Origin of the sequence: Luteibacter sp. SG786 (assembly GCF_011759605.1) — a bacterium.
Classification (GTDB): domain Bacteria; phylum Pseudomonadota; class Gammaproteobacteria; order Xanthomonadales; family Rhodanobacteraceae; genus Luteibacter.
This window is the reverse complement of sequence record NZ_JAAOYX010000001.1, coordinates 1,044,709-1,064,924: the sequence shown is the minus strand read 5'-3', so window position 1 is coordinate 1,064,924 and position 20,216 is coordinate 1,044,709. Positions and strand designations below refer to the sequence as shown.

Below are 20,216 nucleotides of genomic sequence, written 5' to 3'. Positions count from 1 at the left end.
CCCATATACGCGGTAGCGCATACCGCCGTTCCATCGGAGCTAAGCAAATGAGCGACAAGTTCGACGTCATCGTCATCGGTGCCGGCCCCGCGGGCTATGTGGCCGCGATCCGCGCCGCGCAGCTGGGCCTGAAGACCGCCGTGGTCGACGCCTTCGTCGGCAAGGACGGCAAGGCCGCCCTCGGCGGCACCTGCCTCAACGTGGGGTGCATTCCGTCCAAGGCGCTGTTGGACTCCTCCAAGCAGTTCCACAACCTCACGCACAACTTCAAGGATCACGGCATCACGGCCGAGAATCCGAAGATCGACATCGGCACCTTCATCGGCCGCAAGGACAAGATCGTCAAGCAGTTCACGGGCGGCGTGACGATGCTGTTCAAGGCGAACAAGATCACCTCCTACTTCGGCAAGGGCAAGCTGCTCAAGGGCAACCAGGTCGAAGTCACGGGCAACGACGGCAACGTGCAGACCATCTCGGCCACGAACGTCATCCTGGCGTCGGGCTCGGTGCCCATCGAACTGCCGTTCGCGAAGTTCGACGGCAAGCACATCATCGATAATACCGGCGCGCTGGACCTCACCGAGGTGCCGAAGCGTCTGGGCGTGATCGGCGCGGGCGTCATCGGCCTGGAGCTGGGCAGCGTGTGGAAGCGCCTCGGCGCCGAGGTCACGGTGCTGGAAGCCCTGCCGAAGTTCCTCCAGGTGGCCGACCAGGACATCGCGAAGATGGCCGCCCGCGAATTCGCCAAGCAGGGCCTCGACATCAAGGTGAACGCCAAGGTCACCTCGGCCGAGGTGAAGGGTGACGAAGTCCACGTCGGCTATACCGACAAGGACGGCGCCTCGCAGTCCCTCGTCGTCGACAAGCTGCTGGTGGCCGTAGGCCGCCGCGCTTACACCACCGGCCTGCTGGCCGACGACACCGGCGTGAAGCTGGACGAGCGCGGCCGCATCGTGGTCGACGAACACAACCACACCGGTGTCGACGGCGTATGGGCCGTGGGCGATGCCGTGCGCGGCCCGATGCTCGCCCACAAGGGCTCCGAGGAAGGCGTGATGGTGGCCGAGCTGATCGCCGGCAAGCCGGGTCACGTCAACCTCGACACCGTGCCGTGGGTCATCTACACCGAACCGGAAATCGCCTGGGTGGGCAAGACCGAAGAGCAGCTCAAGGAAGAAGGCATTCCCTATAAGACGGGCGCCTTCCCCTTCGCCGCGAACGGTCGTGCCGTCGCCATGAACGAAGGCATCGGCCAGGTGAAGATGATCGCCCACGCCGAAACCGACCGCATCCTCGGTGTGCACATGGTTGGCCCCGTGGTCTCCGAACTGATCCACGAGTGCGTCGTGGCCATGGAGTTCAAGGGCTCCTCGGAAGACCTCGCCCGCATCGTCCACGCCCACCCGGCCCTGTCGGAAGTGGTGCACGAGGCAGCGCTCTCGGTCGACAAGCGCGCGATTCACAAGGGCAACTGATCGCCTCTGTGCCTGGAAGCCCATCCTTGCCGAAAGCATGGGTGGGCTTCGTCGCTTGTGTGGGAGCCGCTTCAGCGGCGATGGGTGCTCGCGGCAGGGTTGCCCGCTGCCGCGGGATCGCCGGCAAAGCCGGCTCCCACAAGTCACGGCAGGGTTAAAGTCTGCCAGCCGATCTCTTTAAAGAGGGAATTCCGAGATGCGTGACATTAAAGCCCTCTGCGTCTACTGCGGTTCCAGCACCGGTTCGCATCCCGCCTACGCCGACGCGGCACGCGCCTTCGGCACGCGCATGGCCGAGGAAGGCATCGCCCTCGTCTACGGCGGGGGCAAGGTGGGCCTCATGGGCATCGTGGCCGATGCCGTGCTGGCTGCCGGCGGCAAGGCGATCGGGGTGATCCCGCGCCAGCTCATGGAAAAGGAAGTGGGCCACACGGGGCTCAGTGAATTGCAGGTCGTCGAGACCATGCACGAGCGCAAGACACGCATGTACGAACTGTCGGATGCCTTCGTGGCATTGCCCGGCGGCTTCGGCACCATGGACGAGATGTTCGAGATGCTCACCTGGGCGCAGCTCGGCCTGCACAGCTACCCCTGCGCCTTCCTCGACGTTCGCGGCTTCTATCGCAACCTCTCGGCAGCCATGGATCACATGGTGGCGGAGGCATTCGTGAAACCGGTGCAGCGCGATCAGGTATGGTTCGGCGAAGACATCGATGCGCTTTTCGACTGGATGCGCCACTACGAATCCATGTTCACGCCGAAGTGGATCACCGCAGCCTCTGTGGACAGCAACGTTTGATCGCCCTGAGGGGACCTCTCGCATGACTGCATTCCGCGCCTTTCGCATCCGCCAGGACGACGCCGGTTACCGCACGGGCATCGAAACCATGGACACCGACGCCCTTTCGCCGGGCGAGGTGCTGGTTCGGGCCGAGTGGTCGTCGGTCAATTACAAGGACGCGCTCGCCGGCACCGGCAAGGGCAAGATCCTGCGAACGTTCCCCCTGAACGGCGGCATCGACGTGGCCGGCACCGTGGTCGCGTCCACCGACCCGTCCTTCCGCGAGGGCGACAAGGTGCTTGCCACTGGCAGCGGCCTCTCCGAGACACGCGACGGTGGTTACGGCGAGTACGTTCGCCTTCCGGCGGCGTGGACCATCGCCCTGCCCGCCACGCTCACCACGCGCGAGGCGATGATCATCGGCACGGCCGGCTTCACGGCGGCCCTCGCCCTCTTGCGCATGAGCGAGAACCGCCAGGCGCCCTCGCTCGGCCCCATCGCCATCACGGGCGCCACGGGCGGCGTAGGCATGCTCGGCATCGACATCTTCAGTCGTGCCGGTTACGAGGTGCATGCCATCAGCGGCAAGCCCGATCGCTTCGATGTTCTTCGCGACATCGGCGCCAGCCAATGTGTGGACCGTCACGAACTGGCCTTCAGCGGCCGCCCCTTGGATTCGGCCCGATATGGCGGGCTGCTGGACAATGTGGGCGGCAATACGCTCGCCGGTTTCCTTCCGCTGATCGCGCCCTATGGCAACGCGGCCATCTGCGGCCTGGCCGGCAGTCCGGAACTCGCCACCACGGTCATGCCCTTCATCATCCGCGGGGTCAGCGTGCTGGGCATCGCGTCGGCGGGCACGGCCCGCGACGTGCGCGACGAGGTCTGGCGCAGGCTCTCTGGCGACTGGAAACCACGCCATCTCGACACGATCTGCACACGCGAAGTGGCACTGGACGACGTGGCAAGCGTATTCGGAACCATGCTCGAAGGCGGCTCGTTCGGCCGGACGCTCGTCCGCATAAACGGCTAGCCGTTCGTAGATCCTTGCTCAGGCAGGTAGTTATCGTGCCACCATTGAACCACGCGCCATGCCCGGTAGAATGGCCCTTCGCCAGTGGCGCCACGCGCGACGTTTTTTCGTCACCGCGGTTCGCAATGAAAAAACACATCGGGCACGACCCGGGGGAAAGTGAATGGCTCGCATCCTGATCGTCGACGATTCGCCGTCGCAGTTGCTTGGAATCAAGCGCATCGTCGAGAAGCTGGGCCACGAGGCCATCACCGCCGAGGACGGCGCCCAGGGCGTGGAGGTGGCCAAGCGCGAGATCCCCGACCTGATCCTGATGGACGTGGTGATGCCGAACCTCAACGGTTTCCAGGCCACGCGCACCATCAGCAAGGAAGAAACGACCAAGCACATCCCCATCATCCTGGTCACCACGAAGGACCAGGACACCGACAAGGTGTGGGGCCTGCGGCAGGGTGCGAAGGCTTACGTCGTGAAGCCCATCAAGGAAGAGGAACTGGTCGCGGCGTTGAAGGAACACCTGCCGGGCTGAGGGGACCTGACCTCGCCGCTATAGCGGCTCCTACGCCGCTGTCTTCAGCTACCTGGCATCCACTGCCGTCGTAGGAGCCGCCATGGCGGCGATGCCGCGCGTAGCGCGGCCCACCATACGTCAACCCCGTCGCGGATCGAAACCCGCGAACGCGTCCTTGAACTCGGCGTAGGCTGCCTGCTCTTCGTGCGTTTCGGGCACCGGCACGCGAATCTCCAGCACCACGATCTGGTCGCCCGGTTCCGAACCCGGCAGGCCCCGCCCTTTCAGGCGCAGCTTGCGTCCGGACTGCGAACCCGGGGGAATGCGCAGATCCACATGCCCGCCCAGCGTGGGCACCGGCACCGTCGCCCCGAGCGCGGCTTCCCATGGCGCGATGGGCAGTACGTGAGTCACCGTGCGGCCGTCGAGGCGGAAGCGCGCATCGTCGCGGATGCCTATCTCGAGAAGCAGATCGCCCGAGGGGCCGCCACCCGACCCCGGATGCCCCTGCCCGCCCAGCCTGATCGTCTGGCCGGAGGTGATGCCGGCCGGAATCTTCACTTCCAGCACGCGCTCGCCACCCGAGGCGTCGTTCAGCACGACGCGCGTCTTGCCGCCGTAGTACGCCGTCTGCAGGTCGGTCTCGATCTTCGCCTGGATGTCGCGGCCCCGCCGGGCGTGCTGTTGGCCGCGGGCACGCCCGCCACCGAACAGGCTTTCGAAGAAGTCGCTGAAGTCGCCGCCGCCGCGGCCACCCATGTCGCCGAAATCGAAGCCGCCTCCCTGCCCCCAGCCCGGCGGCGGACGGAACTGTTCGCCCTGGCGGTAGCCGCCGGCGCGGAACTGGTCGTAGGCGCGGCGCTTTTCGGGATCCTTCAAGGCTTCGTTGGCCTCGTTGATCGCCTTGAACTTCTCTTCCGCGCCAGCGTCCTTGTTCTTGTCGGGGTGGTATTTACGGGCAAGCTTGCGATACGCCGCCTTGATCTCGGCGTCGGTCGCGTCCGGCTTGACTCCCAATGTCTCGTAGTAATCCTTGAACTCCACAGGCTCTCCCGGGCTTGTGTCGAAAATCCAAATGGAACGCCCGCGGTGGACACGTCCACCACGGGCCAGACAGCTAGCTTAGGCCGTTTTAGCCCGCAGCGTTAATCGTGATGCGACGCGGTGCGCTTTCCGCCTTCTTCGGGATGGCGATTTCCAGCACGCCGTTGCGTCCCGAAGCGGTGATACCGTCGGCATCGGCACTTTCCGGCAGCGTGAAACTGCGCTTGAACTGGCCGGCGACGCGCTCCACGCGGCTGAACTTGCCTTCGGCCTCGCTGGTGAACGCCTTGCGCTCGCCCTTGATGCTGAGCACGTTCTTGTCCATCTGGATCTCGATATCGGCCAGGTCCACCCCCGGCACGTCGGCCAGGATCAGGAAGCGGCCGGCTTCCTCGCGGATGTCGACGCGCGGCGCCCATGCGCTCTCGGCGCTGGTGGGGGCGGCGATATCGCTGCCGAAGAAGTGATCGAAAACACGGTTGACGTCACCGCCGAACAGCGGCGCACGGCGGAACGAAACCTGACGAAGCTGGTTCATCTGTTTGACTCCCAAGAAGTTTTCCGGCCCCGTGGCCGTCTGGTGATCAACATATGAGCGCGCCGCCGCTATTCAAGTGGATGCCACTTGCGGTTGTCTCGCCTTCAGGTGCGCCCACTGGCGGGAGTGCGGGGCCACGTGCTTGACGTAGACTGGGTCCTTTCATTCCCACAAGGCTTTGCCATGACCATCGCCGTTGGCGACACCCTTCCGGAAGCGACTCTCGCCGTGTTCGACAACGGCATCAAGACCGTGACGAGCACCGACGTGCTCGGCCGGGGCAAGGTGGTGCTGTTCGCCGTGCCGGGGGCCTTCACACCCACCTGCTCGAACAAGCACCTGCCCGGCTTCACCCAGCACATGGAAGACTTCCGCGAGCGTGGGATCACCGTTGCCTGCATGTCGGTGAACGACGCCTTCGTCATGCACGCCTGGGGCGAGTCGCAGGGCGTGCCGGGCGACCTGCTGATGCTCGCTGACGGCAATGCGTCATTTACCCGTGCGCTCGGCCTCGAACTGGACGGCACGAAGAACGGCATGGGTATTCGTGCGAAGCGTTTCGCCTTGTATGCGGAAGACGGCGTGGTGAAGATCCTGCACGTGGAGGAGCCCGGCGAGTTCCGCGTCTCGACGGCCGAGGCGATGCTGGAAGCGATCGACGCCTGACGCGATCCTGTAGGAGCCGCTACAGCGGCGAGGGAACCCGCGTCACGGCCACACCGCTTCGTGGGCTTCTCGCCGCTATAGCGGCTCCTACAACGGCAAGGCAAAGAAAAAGCCGCGTTTCCGCGGCTTTTTCCTTTACGCTTCGCTCGGCTCCGCACCGTCGCCCGTCGGGCCGCTTTCGATCGGCGGCATGTCCGCCGCGGCTTCGCCGTCGGGCGTTTCGCCCTCGCCTTCCAACTCTTCCTCCGCGTCGAGGCGAACGACGCCGATGAGCGTCTCTTCCTTCGGCAGCTTGATGAGCGTGACGCCCTGCGTGTTGCGGCTGAGCTGCGAGACTTCCGAAACGCGTGTGCGCACCAGCGTGCCCTGGTCGGAAATCAGCATGAGCTGCTGCGCCTCTGTCACCTGCGTGGCGGCGACCAGGTTGCCGTTGCGCTCCGAGCACTGGATGGCAATGACGCCCTGCGTGCCTCGGCCCTTCTTCGGGAATTCCTCGAGGGCCGTGCGCTTGCCGTAACCGCGCGCCGTGGCGGTAAGGATGTCGCCTTCGCCGGCGGCGACGATCAGCGACACCACTTCCGCCCCGTCGGTGAGACGCATACCGCGCACACCCGTGGCGGTACGGCCCATCGAGCGGACGCTGCCTTCGTCGAAGCGCACCGACTTGCCGTTCGAGGCGAAGAGCAGCACGTCGCTCTCACCGTCCGTCATGGCCACGTCGACCAGCGCATCGCCGTCTTCCAGGTTGATGGCGGCCTTGCCCTTCTGCAACTGGAACGCGAACTCCGTAAGCGGGGTCTTCTTCACCGTGCCCTGGCGGGTGGCGAAGAACACGAAGCAGCTCGGATCGTAATCGCGCACCGGAAGCAGTGCCTGCACCTTCTCGCCCTCGGCCAGCGGCAACAGGTTCACGATGGGCTTGCCACGCGCACCCGGGCCGGCTTCCGGCATCTGGTACACCTTGAGCCAGTACACACGACCGGTGCTGGTGAACGTGAGCAGGGTGTCGTGGGTGTTCACCACCCACAGCTGCTGCACGACGTCCTCGTCCTTCAAGGCGGATGCCGAGCGACCCTTGCCGCCACGACGCTGCGCGCGATAGAGGCTGGCGGGCTGGCGCTTGATGTAACCGGTGTGCGACAGCGTGACCACGACGTCTTCCGGCGCGATCAGGTCGAGAACGTTCAGGTCTTCCTGCGAATGCTGGATCTCGGTACGGCGGGCGTCGCCGTAATCCGTGCGGATCTGTTCCAGTTCCTCGCGGATGACTTCGAGCAGACGCGCCGGGTTTTCCAGGATCTCGATAAGACCGCGGATGGTTTCGAGGATCTCGCGATATTCGTCGGAGAGTTTTTCCTGCTCGAGGCCGGTGAGGCGATGCAGGCGCATCTGCAGGATTTCAGTGGCCTGGGCTTCGGACAACTGGTAGCCGTCGTCGCGCAGGCCGTCGCGCGGATCCATGTCTTCCGGACGGGAGGCCGCCGCGCCGCTGGCGGCGAGCAGCGCCTTCACCAGGCCAGGCTCCCAACGGCGCGCCACCATGCGTTCGCGCGCCTCGGCGGCGGACGAGGAGGTGCGGATCAGCTCGATCATCTCGTCGATGTTCGCGAGCGCAACCGTGAGGCCTTCGAGGATGTGGGCGCGCTGGCGCGCCTTGCGCAGTTCGAAGATGGTGCGGCGGGTGACCACTTCGCGACGGTGGCGGATGAAGGCCTCGAGGATGTCCTTGAGGTTCAGCAGCTTCGGCTGGCCGTCGAGCAGCGCCACCATGTTGATGCCGAAGGTGACCTGCAGCTGGGTCTGCTGGAACAGGTTGTTCAGCACCACGTCGGCCATGGCGTCGCGACGGATCTCGATGACCACGCGCATGCCGTCCTTGTCGGACTCGTCGCGCAGTTCGCTGATGCCCTCGATCTTCTTTTCCTTGACCAGCTCGGCGATCTTCTCGATGAGACGCGCCTTGTTCACCTGGTAAGGCAGCTCGTGGACGAGGATCGTCTCGCGGCCGTTGGCTTCCGTTTCGATCTCGGTGCGGGCACGCACGAGGATGCGGCCGCGGCCGGTGCGGTAAGCCTCGACGATGCCCGACGAGCCGTTGATGATGCCGGCCGTGGGGAAATCGGGACCCGGTATGTGGGTCATGAGGTCGTCGACGCCGAGCGACGGCTCTTCGATCAGGGCCAGCGTGGCGTTGATCACTTCCGTCATGTTGTGCGGCGGAATGTTGGTCGCCATGCCCACCGCGATACCGGCCGAGCCGTTCACGAGCAGGTTCGGCACCCGCGTGGGCAGCACCAGCGGTTCGTGCTCGCTTTCGTCGTAGTTGGGCCCGAAATCGACGGTTTCCTTGTCGATGTCGGCCAGCAGCTCGTGCGTGAGGCGCGCCATGCGCACCTCGGTGTATCGCATGGCCGCCGCGTTGTCGCCGTCGACCGAACCGAAGTTGCCCTGACCGTCGACAAGCATGTAACGCAGCGAGAACGGCTGCGCCATGCGAACGATGGTGTCGTACACCGAAGCGTCGCCGTGCGGATGGTATTTACCGATGACGTCACCGACCACGCGGGCCGACTTCTTATAAGGCTTGTTCCAGGCGTTGCCCAGTTCGTTCATGGCGAACAGGACGCGTCGATGCACCGGCTTAAGGCCGTCGCGCACATCGGGCAGTGCGCGCCCCACGATCACGCTCATGGCGTAATCGAGATAGCTCTGGCGCATCTCGTCTTCGATGTTGACGCGGATGACTTCTTTGGCGAGTTCTGCCATCAATCGGCTTCCTGGATGTCCGTGAAATACCCCCGCCGGCTATGCGTTTCGCGCTCGCGACACGCCGCCGACCCAACCTGTCGATCATAGCACAGGGGGCGTGGAAAAGACAGCTAAAAAAGGCGCAAATTCAAGGACTTACACGGCGCTTTCGGGATGGCGAAAAAGCATCGTCCGAGCCAGCAGGAAATTGGCGACGGAACCCGCCGCGGAACCGGCGGCGACGGCCACCGCGGGCCATGCGTGCAGCGCCGGAAACAGCTTGAACGCAAGCACGTAAACGCCGTTGTTGACGACCGCGCCCAGCGCCATCAGACCCATCCAGTGCAACCATTCCGCGTGCCTCGCGCGGCCCGAATCGCGATGCGCGAAGGTATGCGTGCGATTCCACCACCACGTCACCGTGGCCGCGCTGAGGAACGAGACGACGCGAGCCGTGTAGACGTTCCAGCCGGCCAGGGTCACCAGGCCCTGCACGATGCCGGCATCGACGGCGAGACCGATGAGCCCGCCCACTGCGAAAAGCGCGACCTCGCGGCGCAGCCGTGTCACGGAAACAGGATCCGCATCTGCTCTTCGTCGGGCTTCAGGATGACGCCGCGCTCGGTGACGATCGCATCGATGAGTTCAGCCGGCGTGACGTCGAACACCGGGTTCCACGCGTCGGCACCCTCGATGACCGTACGGGTGCCGGACACCGAAAGCAGTTCGGTGGCGTCGCGCAGTTCGATCTCGATGTCCGCGCCCGTCGCCGTGGCCATGTCCACCGTGGTGGATGGCGCGACCACCATGAACTTCACGCCGTGGTGGCGCGCGGCGATGGCGAGCTGGTAGGTGCCGATCTTGTTGGCGGTGTCGCCGTTGGCCGCGATGCGATCGGCGCCGACGATCACCCATTTGATCTTGCCGTCTTTCATCAGGTGCGATGCGGCGGAGTCCGCGATCAGGCGGGCCGGGATGCCGTCGCGCACCAGCTCCCACATGGTGAGCCGGGCACCCTGCTGCCAGGGCCGCGTCTCCCCGGCGTACACCTGCTCGATCTGCCCGTTGGCCACGCCCGCGCGGATCACGCCGAGCGCGGTGCCGTAACCGGCGGTGGCGAGCGACCCGGTGTTGCAGTGGGTCAGCACGTGCGAACCGGCTTCGATCAGGGCCGCGCCAAGCTCCCCCATGTGCCGGTTGGCGGCCAGATCCTCGTCCTGGATGGCCTGTGCTTCGCGCTCCAGTTCCGCGGCGCCGGCCCCCTCGTTCACCCGGCCATTCATGCGGTCGAGGGCCCACATCAGGTTCACGGCCGTGGGACGGGCCGCGCGCAGGGTGGCCATGGCCGACGTGAGATTCTCGCCATGCATGGCGGCCAGCACCACACCCCAGGCCGCCGCAATGCCGATGGCCGGGGCGCCACGCACTGCCAGGTCGCGGATGGCGCGGGTGACGTCGTCGGACGAGGTGCAGTCGATCCAGGTTTCCTCCGCCGGCAGGCGCCGCTGGTCGAGCAGGCGCAGGCGGTCGCCATGCCATTGCACGGCGCGGATGGAGTCGTGGGAAGCGTGGGTGTTCATCCACGGATTATCGCACGCCGGGTCTCCCCCTGTAGGAGCGCGCCCTGCGGGTTCAGGAAGGTCATCGGTCGGCCAGCCATGCGTGGATGGCCGGCGGTACCTGCTTCTGTGCACGGCCGGACACGTAGATGCCGATGTGGCCGCCCTTGAATGCCAGTGCGGTGTAATCCTTGCTGCCCACCAGCCCGCCCAGCGGCGAGGAAGCGGCCGGCGGAACGAGGTGGTCCTGCTCGGCGTAGATGTTCAGCACCGGCTGGGTGATCTTGCGCAGGTCGACGCGACGTCCGCCGACGCGCGCCTCGCCTTTCATCAGCAGATTCTTCTGGAAGAAATCCCGGGCGAACTCACGGAATGTCTCGCCCGCCTGATCGGGCGAATCGAAGATCCATTTCTCCATGCGCAGGAAGTTTTCCAGCTCTTTCGGATTGTCGAGGATGTCGACCAGACCGATGTACTTCTGCTGGTTCAGTCGCAGGGGCTTGAGCGTGAGATACGCGAAGTTCATCACGTCGGCCGGCACATTGCCCATCGTGTCCACGAACAGGTCGATGTCCACGTTGCGCGCCCAATGCGACAGCATGTTGTCGGGTGTGTGGAAGTCCACGGGCGTCACCATCGTGACGAGATTGCGCACCTTCTCCGGATGCAACGCCGTGTAGCAGAGGGAGAACACGCCCCCCTGGCAGATGCCGAGCAGGTTCACGGCCTCGACACCATGGCGCTCGCGCAGCACGTCGACGCAACGGTCGAGATAGCCGTCGATATAGTCTTCGAGGGTGAGCCAGCGGTCGGAGCCGTCGGGATAACCCCAGTCCACGAGGTAGACGTCTTCGCCCTGCTCCAGCAGGTTCCGCACCATGGAGCGGTCTTCCTGCAGGTCGATCATCCACGGCGTGTTGACCAGCGCGTAGCAGATCAGCAGTGGCGTGCGCGACGTCGGCGGCTTCTCTCCCTTGAAGTGCCAGAGCGTGAGCTTGTCTTCGCGATAGACGGCCTCGCGCGGCGTGGTGCCGACTTCGATGGGGCCCACGTTCTTCAAGGTGGCGAGGCCGGCCTCCAGCTTGCGCTGGAAGGCCTCGATCTCGGCGCGGGCGCGCACCGGATCGATATGGAACGGATCGCCGTTCATGACTTCCGCGCCTTCTTGCTCGTCGCGGCGCGCTTGGTGGCAGGTTTCCCCGCGCCGCGCAAGGCAGCCACTTCGGCCTTCAAGGCCGCCACTTCGGACGCGAGACCACGCATCTGGCGAAGTTCGCGGCGCGCGGCCTGCAGCCGTTCGCCCAGAGTGTCCACCTCCTTGCGCGTGGGCATGCCCGCCTGCACGGCCATGCGCTCCACCTGTCGCTGCTGGAGCACCTTCAGGCGCATCTGCGCGTTGACCAGCGCGGCGTACACCTCGCGAAACTCGTCCGAGAGCGCCGCTTCGCCGTAGCTTTCCTCGGCGAGGTTCACCCAGCGGTCGTAGACCGAACGCAAGGACTCGGCATCGGTCGGCGCACCCTGCTCGCGCAGGGCTGCGTTCGCCCGCTCGTGCACACCTTGCAGCAGCGACTGGTAGCGCTGGTAATGGCCCAGGTAATCGATCCACGCCCGAATGAGCGCCTGCTGTTCTTCCTGCTGCTCGCGGGTGAGGCCGAAGGCCGGCAGGGACAAGAGGTCGTCGATGTTCGGCGGCGCTCCCTGGCCGTGGCCGAAGGGGGGCATGCCTGCCGCAAACGGCGCGGCCGGGCCCTCGCCGCCCAGCATGGACCGCATCCAGTCGCCGTAGCCGCCCAATCCCGCAAACAGCCGTGCCGCGATGTCCGGAGACGGAGCGCCCTGGGCGGGTTCGGCCTTCGGATCGAACTGGCGCGACCAGGCTTCCAGGCCCTGGCGAACCCAGGCCTGGTACTGGTCGATGAAATCGGTGGGTTTGTCTGCCATGCCGCTATGTTACGGCACGTCAGGGCGCGATCTCGAACCCCGCCGCCTGGTCCGCCGTGGAGCTGCCGCCCACCCATACGGTGTAGCGGGTCGGTTCGACCACCTCCTCGCTCTTCGCATTCCAGAACGAGAGTTCGTGGAAACCGAGCTGGAAGCTCACGCGTTTCGACTCGCCCGGCTGCAATGTCACGCGCTGGAAGCCCTGCAGGCTGCGAACCGGCTGTTCGAGGCTGGCGCCCAGGTTGCGCACGTACAGCTGCACCACCTCCGTGCCGGCGCGTTTCCCCGTGTTCTTCACCGTGCCGGTGACGGTGACGAGCTGCTTCGCGCCCGCGTCGTTCGCCTCCCGCAAGGGCACGCGGCGGCGCGACACCTGCACGTCCGAATAGGAGAACGTGGTGTACGACAGGCCGTAGCCGAAGGGATACAGCGCGGTGTTCGGCACGTCGATGTAGCGCGACACGAAGGTGCTATCGCGACCCGGCGGCTTGCGGAGGTCCGCATCGCCCGGCGGGCGGCCGGTCGGGAACTGGTTGTAGTAAAGCGGCTCCTGGCCCTCGGCGTACGGGAAACTCATGGTCAGCTTGCCGCTGGGAGCGACGTCGCCAAACAACACGTTCGCCACCGCGTTGCCCGCTTCGGTTCCCGGAAACCACACAGCCATGATGGCGGGCACGTGCCGGTCGGCCCAGTCGAGCACCAGCGGCCGTCCGGAGAACACCAGCAGCACCACAGGCTTACCGGTGGCGACGATCTGCTCGAGCAGCTTCTGCTGATTGCCCGGCAGGTCCAGGTGCGCGCGCGAACCCGCTTCACCGCTCATGCGCGAGGATTCGCCGAGCGCCATGACCACCACGTCGGCCTGCCCGGCCGCCTTCTTCGCCTCGGCGAAACCGGCTTCCGAGTCCGTCTCGACCTCGGTTCCCTCCGCATAGATCAGTTCGCCACCCTGCGCCTTCATGCGCTGCGACAGACCCGCGCGCAGCGTGACCACGTCCGGGAAATGCTTCGCGCCGCCCCAGGCGCCCTGCATTTCTCCGGCGGCGTCGGCGAGCGGCCCGATCAGGGCCAGCTTCTTCACGCGGCCGTCGAGCGGCAGGACCGCCGCGGTGCCGTCGCCGCCATTCTTCAACAGCACGAAGGACGCTTCGGCGGCCCGGCGCGCGAGCGGCCGATTCGCATCCACCGCCCTCGTCACCTCGGCGCCCTGTACGTAAGGACGCTCGAACAGACCGAGCGCGAACTTCACCCGCAGCACGCGTCGCACGGCCTCGTCCACGGTGGCCATCGACAGCTTGCCGTCCTTCAGCAGGCCGGGAATTTCGGTGTCGTAGTAGTGGCTCATCATGTCCACCTCGACACCCGCGGTCAGAGCTTTCAGCGTCGCCGTGGCGGCATCCAGCGCGATACCGTGATTGTTGAGTTCCATCACGGCGGTGTAGTCGCTGACCACGAAACCGTTGAAGCCCCACTCCTTCCGCAGGATATCCGTCATGAGATAACGGTCGGCGGTGGCGGGCACGCCATTGAGGCTGTTGAAAGCGCTCATCATCGTCGCCGCGCCGGCTTCCACCGCTGCGCGGTACGGCGGCAGGTACACCTGTCGCAGACGAACGTCCGACATGTCGGTGGTGTTGTATTCGCGCCCCGCCTCGGCCGCGCCGTAAGCCGCAAAATGCTTCACCGATGCCGCGACACTCTCCGTATCGGCGAGGTCCTTGCCCTGGTAGCCACGGATATACGCACGCGCCATGGCGGCGCCAAGGTAGGCGTCCTCGCCCGCGCCTTCCGTCGAGCGGCCCCAGCGCGCATCGCGCGAGATGTCAACCATGGGCGAGTAGAACCATTTCACGCCACCGGTCACCGCCTCCGCCGCGGACATGCGCGAGACGTCCTCCACCAGTGATGGATCCCAGCTCGCGGACAAGCCGAGCGGCACCGGGTAGATAGTGCGGTAACCGTGAATGATGTCGGCACCGAACAGGAGCGGGATACCTAAGCGGCTATGCAGCGCTGCCTCCTGGTACTTGCGCGTCGTCTCCGCGCCCACCACGTTGAGCATCGAGCCCAGTTCCCCCTTCCGCGCCAGCGCCATGACGTCGACGTGCGCACGCGCTTCCGGATTGGCGGCAATGGCATCCGCCCCGGCAAGTGCCGCCCCGCCATCGGCTCCGTATTGCACGAGCTGCCCCATCTTCTCGGAAAGCGTCATCCGGGCCAGCAGAGCGTCCACCTTCTTCTCGATCTCCGGCGACGCCAACTGCGCGTTGGCCGGAACGACGGGCACCTCGGCGGCCATCGCACTGCCGAGGGTCGTGACCAGGGAAACGGCGAGAAAGAGCGCCCTGGGACGCGAAAGGGAACGGGACGAGGCGCGCATGGGAATCCGGAACGTGAACAAACGCCGAATGTAAACGTTTACGGCACTTCGAGTAAACCTGCGTCGCGGCACTGCTTGTTTGCCGGTTCGCTTCGTAGGGTGGGCTCGCCTTCGGCCTCGCGCTCGGCGCCTGTACCGGTACCTGGGAGCCAGTACCCGTTCCCCTCGCCGCGAAGGCTTGCGTCGTTCCTTGCGAAAAGAGAGCCGCTGCGCGGCTCGTGTCTTATGGCTTCGCCGCGGCGGACCCGGGCGTCCGGGCGGGGGTTTTCGACTCGGCATCCCTGCCTCGGCGAAGACGGCGGGCCGTCCAGGCCGGCCCCCTTCGGGCCTCTTCCGCCCGCACGCCCTCGACTCCAGACATCGCGGCGAGGGGAACGGGTACTGGCACGGACGGTGCGGGTTGGTGTTCGGAGAGCCGAAGCAGGAGCCGATGGTTGCTCCCACACCTTGCCGACGGAGGCGCTGGGTGCCTGCCTTCGCAGGCACGACGGTAGGTGGGTCGCTGCGAGACCGTCGCATCGCGCTCTTGTGGGGGCCGCTTCGCTTTGTGTGGGGACCGCTTCGCTTTGTGTGGGAGCCGCTTCGCTTTGTGTGGGAGCCGCTTCAGCGGCGATGGGTGCTCGCGGCAAGCTGGCCCGCTGCCGCGGGGATCGCCGGCGTAGCCGGCTCCCACAGAGAGCATTGGGCAATTGTATTTCTTGGGGACCGAGGCCAGGTTGTCTCGCCGCCATGGCGGCTCCTACAGAAGAGCGCGCGCCCCGGCATCCCCAGCCCCACACCGTCGTGCCTGCGAAGGCAGGCACCCAGCGACTCAAGCGTGGAAGGTCGCCACAGACCAACATAACAACGCAAGCCACGCACCAAACACCACACCCCACCGCACCGTCCGATGCCGGTAGCCGTCGCCCTCGCCGCGATGTCTGGAGTCCAGGGCGGCCGGGCGGAAAAGGCCCGTCAGGGGGCCGGCCTGGACGGCCGGCCGTTTTCGCCGAGGCAGGGATGCCGAGTCGAAAACCCCCGCCCGGACGCCCGGGTCCGCCGCGGCGAAGCCATAAGACACTAGCCGCGAAGCGGCTCTCCTTTCGCAAGGAACGACGTAAGCCTTCGCGGCGAGGGCGACGGCTGCCGGCTTCCCGACCACGGCACAGGCGCCGATGCGAGGCCGAACAGGCGAGCCCACCCTACGAACCGAAAAGCACAAGCAAGCCAACAAAGCCGCCACAGTGCGCGACATAAAAAAACCCGGCATCTCGCGATGCCGGGCTCTTTAGAAACGCGATGAGCTTGAGATCAGTTCGCCGCGCTTTCTTCCTCGGTCACGGCCTTCATCGACAGGCGGATACGGCCCTGCTTGTCGACTTCCAACACCTTGACCTTGACGATATCGCCTTCCTTCAGCTTGTCGGACACCTTCTCGACGCGCTCGCTGGAGATCTGCGAGACGTGCACGAGGCCGTCCTTGCCCGGCATGATGGTGACGAACGCGCCAAAGTCCATCAGCTTGGCCACCTTGCCTTCGTAGATGCGGCCCGGCTCGACGTCCGAGACGATCTGCTCGATGCGCTTGCGCGCGGCTTCGGCGGCTTCGCGGTTCACCGAGGCGATGACCACGTTGCCGTCGTCGGTGATGTCGATGGTGGTGCCGGTTTCTTCGGTGATGGAACGGATGGTGGCGCCACCCTTGCCGATCACTTCGCGAATCTTGTCCGGGTGGATCTTGATCGTGAGCAGGCGCGGCGCGAACTCGCTCATTTCCGAGCGGGCCGTGCTCATGACCTTGCCCATCTCGCCGAGGATGTGCACGCGGCCACGCTTGGCCTGGGCCAGCGCCGTGCGCATGATCTCTTCGGTGATGCCCTCGATCTTGATGTCCATCTGCAGCGCGGACACGCCATCGGCGGTACCGGCCACCTTGAAGTCCATGTCGCCGAGGTGGTCTTCGTCACCCAGGATGTCGGAGAGCACGACGAAGTCGTCGCCTTCCTTCACCAGGCCCATGGCGATACCCGCCACCGGCGCCTTGAGCGGCACACCGGCGTCCATCATGGCCAGCGAGGAACCGCAGACCGACGCCATGGAGGACGATCCGTTCGACTCGGTGATTTCCGAGACGACGCGCACCACGTACGGGAATTCCTCGATCGTGGGCTTGACGGCCTGCACGCCGCGCTTGGCGAGGCGGCCGTGGCCGATCTCGCGACGCTTCGGGCTGCCGACGCGGCCGGTTTCGCCCACCGAGAACGGAGGGAAGTTGTAGTGGAACAGGAACGTGTCCTTCCACTCGCCTTCCGGCGCATCGATGACCTGCGAATCGCGGGTGGTGCCGAGCGTGGCGACGACCAGCGCCTGCGTTTCGCCGCGGGTGAACAGCGCCGAGCCGTGCGTGCGCGGCAGGACGCCGACGCGCACCGAGATCGGACGGATGTCGTCGAGCTGACGGCCGTCGATACGAACCTTGGTGGACAGCACGCCGTCACGCAGGGTGCGGTATTCCACTTCGCCGAAAGCGGCACCGATGTCGCCGTCGGTCCAGCCGTTGGCCTCGGCCTGGGCGGCGAGAGCCGTCTTGACCTCGGCCTTCAGGTTGGCGATGACGTCGCGACGGGCGAGCTTGTCGCGGATCTGGAAGGCTTCGGCGAAACGCGTGCCGACGGCGGCCTTCACCGCGTCGTACAGCGCCGTCTTGGCGGCCGGGGCTTCCCACTTGAACGACTTGGCGCCGGCTTCGGCGACGAAGGCGTTGATGGTGTCGATGGCGGCCTGCATCTGCTGGTGGCCAAAGACCACCGCGCCGAGCATGACGTCTTCGCTGAGCAGCTTCGCTTCCGATTCGACCATCAGCACGGCCTTGGCCGTACCGGCGACCACGAGGTCGAGGTCGGAGGTCTTCAGCTGGGTGGCCGTCGGGTTCAGGATGTACTGGCCGTTGGCGTAACCGACGCGTGCCGCGCCGATCGGGCCCTTGAAGGGCACGCCGGCCAGGGTCATGGCAGCGGAGGCACCGATGAGCGCCGGGATGTCGCCGTCGACTTCCGGGTTCAGCGACACGACCTGCGCGATGACCTGGATCTCGTTACGGAACTCTTCCGGGAACAGCGGACGGAGCGGACGATCGATGAGGCGCGAGGTGAGCGTCTCCTTCTCGGTCGGGCGGCCTTCGCGCTTGAAGAAGCCACCGGGGATGCGACCCGCGGAGTAGAACTTCTCCATGTAGTCGACCGTGAGCGGGAAGAAGTCCTGGCCTTCGCGCGCCTTGGGGGCTGCGACGACCGTGACCAGGACGACGGTGCCGCCCATGCTGACCATGACCGCACCGGAGGCCTGCCGGGCGATTTCGCCCGTCTCCAGTGTGACTTCGTGACTACCGTACTGGAATGACTTGGTTACTTTCGCCACTTCGATCTCTCCTCGTCCTGTTCCGGTGGTTTAGCGGCGCAGGCCGAGGCGTTCGATCAGGGTCTGATAACGAGCGAGGTCGCTCTTCTTGAGGTAGGCCAGCAGCGTCTTGCGCTTGTTGACCATCTTCAGCAGGCCGCGACGCGAGTGGTGATCCTGCTTGTGCGCCTGGAAGTGGTCCTGCAGCGCGGTGATGTTGGCGGACAGCAGGGCGACCTGGACTTCGGTCGAGCCCGTGTCGTTGGGCGCGCGGCCGTAGTCTTTGATGATCTGGCTGGTCTGTTCGACGGTGAGCGACATGTGTATCGATTCCTTAAAAAGCGGATGCGAGACTTGCGCAACCTCAACGGCCCCCGATGAAGTTGCGCAAGCCTCGCTTTTGATGAAAGCCGTTAAACGAGCACGTAATTGTAACGTCCTGCACGTAGTGGCAACAAGCCCGTCGGATCAGAGAGTCCCTAGGGCAGATTGAACCCCCGCAGGACACGTAGGACTCCCCCCTCGTCCACCTCGGCCAGGGCCATGAGGCGGCCATCGGAGCCATAGGCGGCGCAGCGGCCCTGGAACCCGGCCGTGGCGGCAAGCCTGCCCGCTGCCGCGGGATCGCCGGCGTAGCCGGCTCCCACAGGGGCTGCTGCCTCCAGGGCTGCTGCCTCCAGGGCTGCTGCCTCTGAGGATGCTGCTACCGGGGCTGCTGCCTCTGAGGCTCCCTCCTGGCCTGGAGCCGCGCCGGGCCGCAAGGGCACCGGCTGGCCGAAGCCGAGTACGCGGGTCTGGTCGGGGTTCAGATCTACCCGGGGAATATGCGCCAGACCCGCTTCCACGGGGAGCAGGCAGGCATCGAGGGGGTCGGGCCCTGCCTCTGCCGCCTCCCGCAACTGGTCGAGGGTGACCATGGCCGGAGCCATGAAGGGCTCCACCCACAGGCGGCGCAATCCGGTGAGGTGTGCGCCGCAGCCCAGGTTCTGGCCGAGGTCGACGGCCAGGCTGCGTACGTACGTACCAGACCCGCATTCGACGTGAAGGCGGAGCGTGTCGCCGCTGCGTTCGATCACGTCGAGACGATAGACGTCCACCTCGCGGGCGGGCACGTCCACCGCTTCGCCCCGGCGGGCCTTCACATAGAGCGGCACGCCGTCCTGCTTGATGGCCGAGTACGCCGGAGGAATCTGGACGATGCGCCCGCGCAGGGGAGCGAGGGCGGCTTCGAGCGTGGCGTCGTCCAACGGCGGCACGGCGCGGGTCTCAACCACCTCACCTTCGAGGTCGGCCGTGGTGGTGGTCTCACCCAGCTTCACCTCGGCCTCGTAGGCCTTGCGCGACCCCAGCAACCAGCCGGCGATCTTGGTCGCCTCGCCGAAGCAGAGCGGCAGAAGGCCCGTGGCCAGGGGGTCGAGACTGCCCGTATGCCCGCCCTTCGCCGCGCCCACCAGCCGTCGCGCCGTCTGCAAGGCCTGGTTGGAACTCAGGCCCAGCGGCTTGTCGAGGAGGAGGATGCCGTGGATGTCGCGGAAGGTTCGGCGATTCATGAATACCGGAACGTGGCGGGTGCGAAACATTGTGGGAGCCGGCTACGCCGGCGATCCCGCGGCAGCGGGCACGCTTGTCGCGAGCATCCATTCGCCGCTGAAGCGGCTCCCACACAAAGCCGTCAGTCGCCCTTGCTTTCGCCCGAGTCATCGGCCGGCGGCACCGGGTTGTCGCGCAACAGTCGCTCGATGCGCTCGCCCTGGTCCACCGATTCGTCGTACTTGAAGCGCAGTTCCGGCACACGGCGCAGGCGCATGGAGCGCGACAGGCTGCGGCGGAATTCGGGAGCCAGTTCCTTCAGCGCCTTCATCGCGACCGTGGACTGCTCGGGCATGAGCGCGGTGACCCACACCGTGGCCCAGTCGAGGTCTTTGGTGGTTTCCACGTCGGACACACTGACCGACGGCAAGGCATGGTCGCGCACAGCCGCGTGCACGAGCAGACCGATTTCACGGCGAAGCTCGGCGGAGACACGGTCGGTGCGTTTGAAGTCGCGGGAAGGCATGGGGGCTCCAATGCGTGAAACAGTGAAACAGTGAACCGTGAGCTGCCGTCGTCGCTTTGACGACCGAGGATCTTACTTACGGTTCACTGTTCACTGTTCACTGTTC

The 20,216-nt window shown here is 65.8% G+C and carries 17 protein-coding genes; 5 read left to right on the top strand and 12 right to left on the bottom strand.

Annotation, left to right across the window (positions count from 1 at the left end; translation table 11 throughout):
• Positions 1-47: 47 nt before the first annotated feature.
• From lpdA to pilH, 4 genes are all read left to right on the top strand, one after another.
• A complete protein-coding gene (gene lpdA, locus FHS47_RS04850; protein ID WP_167023687.1) occupies positions 48-1,475 on the top strand; it encodes a dihydrolipoyl dehydrogenase in 1,428 nt (475 codons plus the stop codon).
• A 196-nt stretch (positions 1,476-1,671) separates the two neighbouring features.
• Entirely contained in the window at positions 1,672-2,274 is a 603-nt protein-coding gene (locus FHS47_RS04845; RefSeq protein WP_167023684.1) for a TIGR00730 family Rossman fold protein, read from the top strand.
• Between the two features lie 22 nt (positions 2,275-2,296).
• Complete coding sequence (locus FHS47_RS04840) at positions 2,297-3,289, top strand: acryloyl-CoA reductase (RefSeq protein WP_167023681.1); 993 nt, start codon at positions 2,297-2,299, stop codon at positions 3,287-3,289.
• A gap of 163 nt (positions 3,290-3,452) precedes the next feature.
• Complete coding sequence (gene pilH / locus FHS47_RS04835) at positions 3,453-3,818, top strand: twitching motility response regulator PilH (protein ID WP_167023678.1); 366 nt, start codon at positions 3,453-3,455, stop codon at positions 3,816-3,818.
• 120 nt (positions 3,819-3,938) lie between these two features.
• Here pilH and FHS47_RS04830 read toward each other — a convergent pair whose 3' ends face one another.
• Positions 3,939-4,844 (bottom strand): DnaJ C-terminal domain-containing protein, encoded by a 906-nt coding sequence (locus tag FHS47_RS04830; protein WP_167023675.1) that lies wholly within the window; start codon positions 4,842-4,844, stop codon positions 3,939-3,941.
• 88 nt (positions 4,845-4,932) lie between these two features.
• Positions 4,933-5,382, bottom strand: coding sequence for an Hsp20/alpha crystallin family protein (locus FHS47_RS04825; RefSeq protein WP_167023672.1), 450 nt, complete (start codon positions 5,380-5,382; stop codon positions 4,933-4,935).
• Positions 5,383-5,565: 183 nt separating this feature from the next.
• On the opposite strand from FHS47_RS04825, the gene FHS47_RS04820 reads away from it, so the two are divergent.
• A complete protein-coding gene (locus tag FHS47_RS04820; protein ID WP_167023669.1) occupies positions 5,566-6,048 on the top strand; it encodes a peroxiredoxin in 483 nt (160 codons plus the stop codon).
• Positions 6,049-6,183: 135 nt separating this feature from the next.
• On the opposite strand, the gene gyrA is transcribed toward FHS47_RS04820, so the two are convergent.
• The 10 genes from gyrA to rbfA form a co-directional block, all read right to left on the bottom strand.
• Positions 6,184-8,814 carry a DNA gyrase subunit A gene (gene gyrA, locus FHS47_RS04815; protein WP_167023666.1) on the bottom strand — a complete coding sequence of 877 codons (2,631 nt, stop codon included), beginning with the start codon at positions 8,812-8,814 and terminating at the stop codon, positions 6,184-6,186.
• Between the two features lie 138 nt (positions 8,815-8,952).
• Positions 8,953-9,366, bottom strand: a complete 414-nt coding sequence (locus tag FHS47_RS04810) for a GtrA family protein (RefSeq protein ID WP_208381797.1) — start codon at positions 9,364-9,366, stop codon at positions 8,953-8,955.
• Positions 9,363-10,376: an S-methyl-5-thioribose-1-phosphate isomerase gene (gene mtnA, locus FHS47_RS04805; protein ID WP_167023663.1), complete on the bottom strand. Its 1,014-nt coding sequence runs from the start codon at positions 10,374-10,376 to the stop codon at positions 9,363-9,365. Before mtnA ends, FHS47_RS04810 begins: the two co-directional genes overlap by 4 nt.
• Positions 10,377-10,437: 61 nt before the next feature.
• The gene (locus tag FHS47_RS04800) at positions 10,438-11,505 is read right to left on the bottom strand and encodes a class III poly(R)-hydroxyalkanoic acid synthase subunit PhaC (protein ID WP_167023660.1); all 1,068 of its coding nucleotides are present in this window, start codon (positions 11,503-11,505) and stop codon (positions 10,438-10,440) included.
• Entirely contained in the window at positions 11,502-12,299 is a 798-nt protein-coding gene (locus tag FHS47_RS04795; RefSeq protein ID WP_167023657.1) for a poly(R)-hydroxyalkanoic acid synthase subunit PhaE, read from the bottom strand. The genes FHS47_RS04800 and FHS47_RS04795 overlap by 4 nt, the downstream gene beginning before the upstream one ends.
• A 19-nt stretch (positions 12,300-12,318) precedes the next feature.
• A complete protein-coding gene (locus tag FHS47_RS04790) occupies positions 12,319-14,679 on the bottom strand; it encodes a glycoside hydrolase family 3 N-terminal domain-containing protein (RefSeq protein ID WP_167023654.1) in 2,361 nt (786 codons plus the stop codon).
• Positions 14,680-15,969: 1,290 nt separating this feature from the next.
• Positions 15,970-18,075, bottom strand: coding sequence for a polyribonucleotide nucleotidyltransferase (gene pnp, locus FHS47_RS04785; RefSeq protein ID WP_167023651.1), 2,106 nt, complete (start codon positions 18,073-18,075; stop codon positions 15,970-15,972).
• A gap of 30 nt (positions 18,076-18,105) precedes the next feature.
• Positions 18,106-18,375 carry a 30S ribosomal protein S15 gene (gene rpsO, locus FHS47_RS04780; protein ID WP_166698855.1) on the bottom strand — a complete coding sequence of 90 codons (270 nt, stop codon included), beginning with the start codon at positions 18,373-18,375 and terminating at the stop codon, positions 18,106-18,108.
• Between the two features lie 158 nt (positions 18,376-18,533).
• Complete coding sequence (gene truB / locus FHS47_RS04775) at positions 18,534-19,604, bottom strand: tRNA pseudouridine(55) synthase TruB (RefSeq protein WP_167023648.1); 1,071 nt, start codon at positions 19,602-19,604, stop codon at positions 18,534-18,536.
• Between the two features lie 122 nt (positions 19,605-19,726).
• Positions 19,727-20,110 (bottom strand): 30S ribosome-binding factor RbfA, encoded by a 384-nt coding sequence (rbfA, locus tag FHS47_RS04770; protein WP_167023645.1) that lies wholly within the window; start codon positions 20,108-20,110, stop codon positions 19,727-19,729.
• Positions 20,111-20,216: the final 106 nt, after the last annotated feature.

What these genes read in the sequence shown, in the direction of transcription:
- truB (WP_167023648.1), bottom strand. Translation starts at nt 19,604, where the DNA reads ATGAATCGCCGAACCTTCCGCGACATCCACGGCATCCTCCTCCTCGAC.
- FHS47_RS04820 (WP_167023669.1), top strand. Translation starts at nt 5,566, where the DNA reads ATGACCATCGCCGTTGGCGACACCCTTCCGGAAGCGACTCTCGCCGTG.
- FHS47_RS04840 (WP_167023681.1), top strand. Translation starts at nt 2,297, where the DNA reads ATGACTGCATTCCGCGCCTTTCGCATCCGCCAGGACGACGCCGGTTAC.
- rbfA (WP_167023645.1), bottom strand. Translation starts at nt 20,110, where the DNA reads ATGCCTTCCCGCGACTTCAAACGCACCGACCGTGTCTCCGCCGAGCTT.
- FHS47_RS04795 (WP_167023657.1), bottom strand. Translation starts at nt 12,299, where the DNA reads ATGGCAGACAAACCCACCGATTTCATCGACCAGTACCAGGCCTGGGTT.
- rpsO (WP_166698855.1), bottom strand. Translation starts at nt 18,375, where the DNA reads ATGTCGCTCACCGTCGAACAGACCAGCCAGATCATCAAAGACTACGGC.
- FHS47_RS04825 (WP_167023672.1), bottom strand. Translation starts at nt 5,382, where the DNA reads ATGAACCAGCTTCGTCAGGTTTCGTTCCGCCGTGCGCCGCTGTTCGGC.
- FHS47_RS04800 (WP_167023660.1), bottom strand. Translation starts at nt 11,505, where the DNA reads ATGAACGGCGATCCGTTCCATATCGATCCGGTGCGCGCCCGCGCCGAG.
- mtnA (WP_167023663.1), bottom strand. Translation starts at nt 10,376, where the DNA reads ATGAACACCCACGCTTCCCACGACTCCATCCGCGCCGTGCAATGGCAT.
- gyrA (WP_167023666.1), bottom strand. Translation starts at nt 8,814, where the DNA reads ATGGCAGAACTCGCCAAAGAAGTCATCCGCGTCAACATCGAAGACGAG.
- lpdA (WP_167023687.1), top strand. Translation starts at nt 48, where the DNA reads ATGAGCGACAAGTTCGACGTCATCGTCATCGGTGCCGGCCCCGCGGGC.
- pilH (WP_167023678.1), top strand. Translation starts at nt 3,453, where the DNA reads ATGGCTCGCATCCTGATCGTCGACGATTCGCCGTCGCAGTTGCTTGGA.
- FHS47_RS04790 (WP_167023654.1), bottom strand. Translation starts at nt 14,679, where the DNA reads ATGCGCGCCTCGTCCCGTTCCCTTTCGCGTCCCAGGGCGCTCTTTCTC.
- FHS47_RS04845 (WP_167023684.1), top strand. Translation starts at nt 1,672, where the DNA reads ATGCGTGACATTAAAGCCCTCTGCGTCTACTGCGGTTCCAGCACCGGT.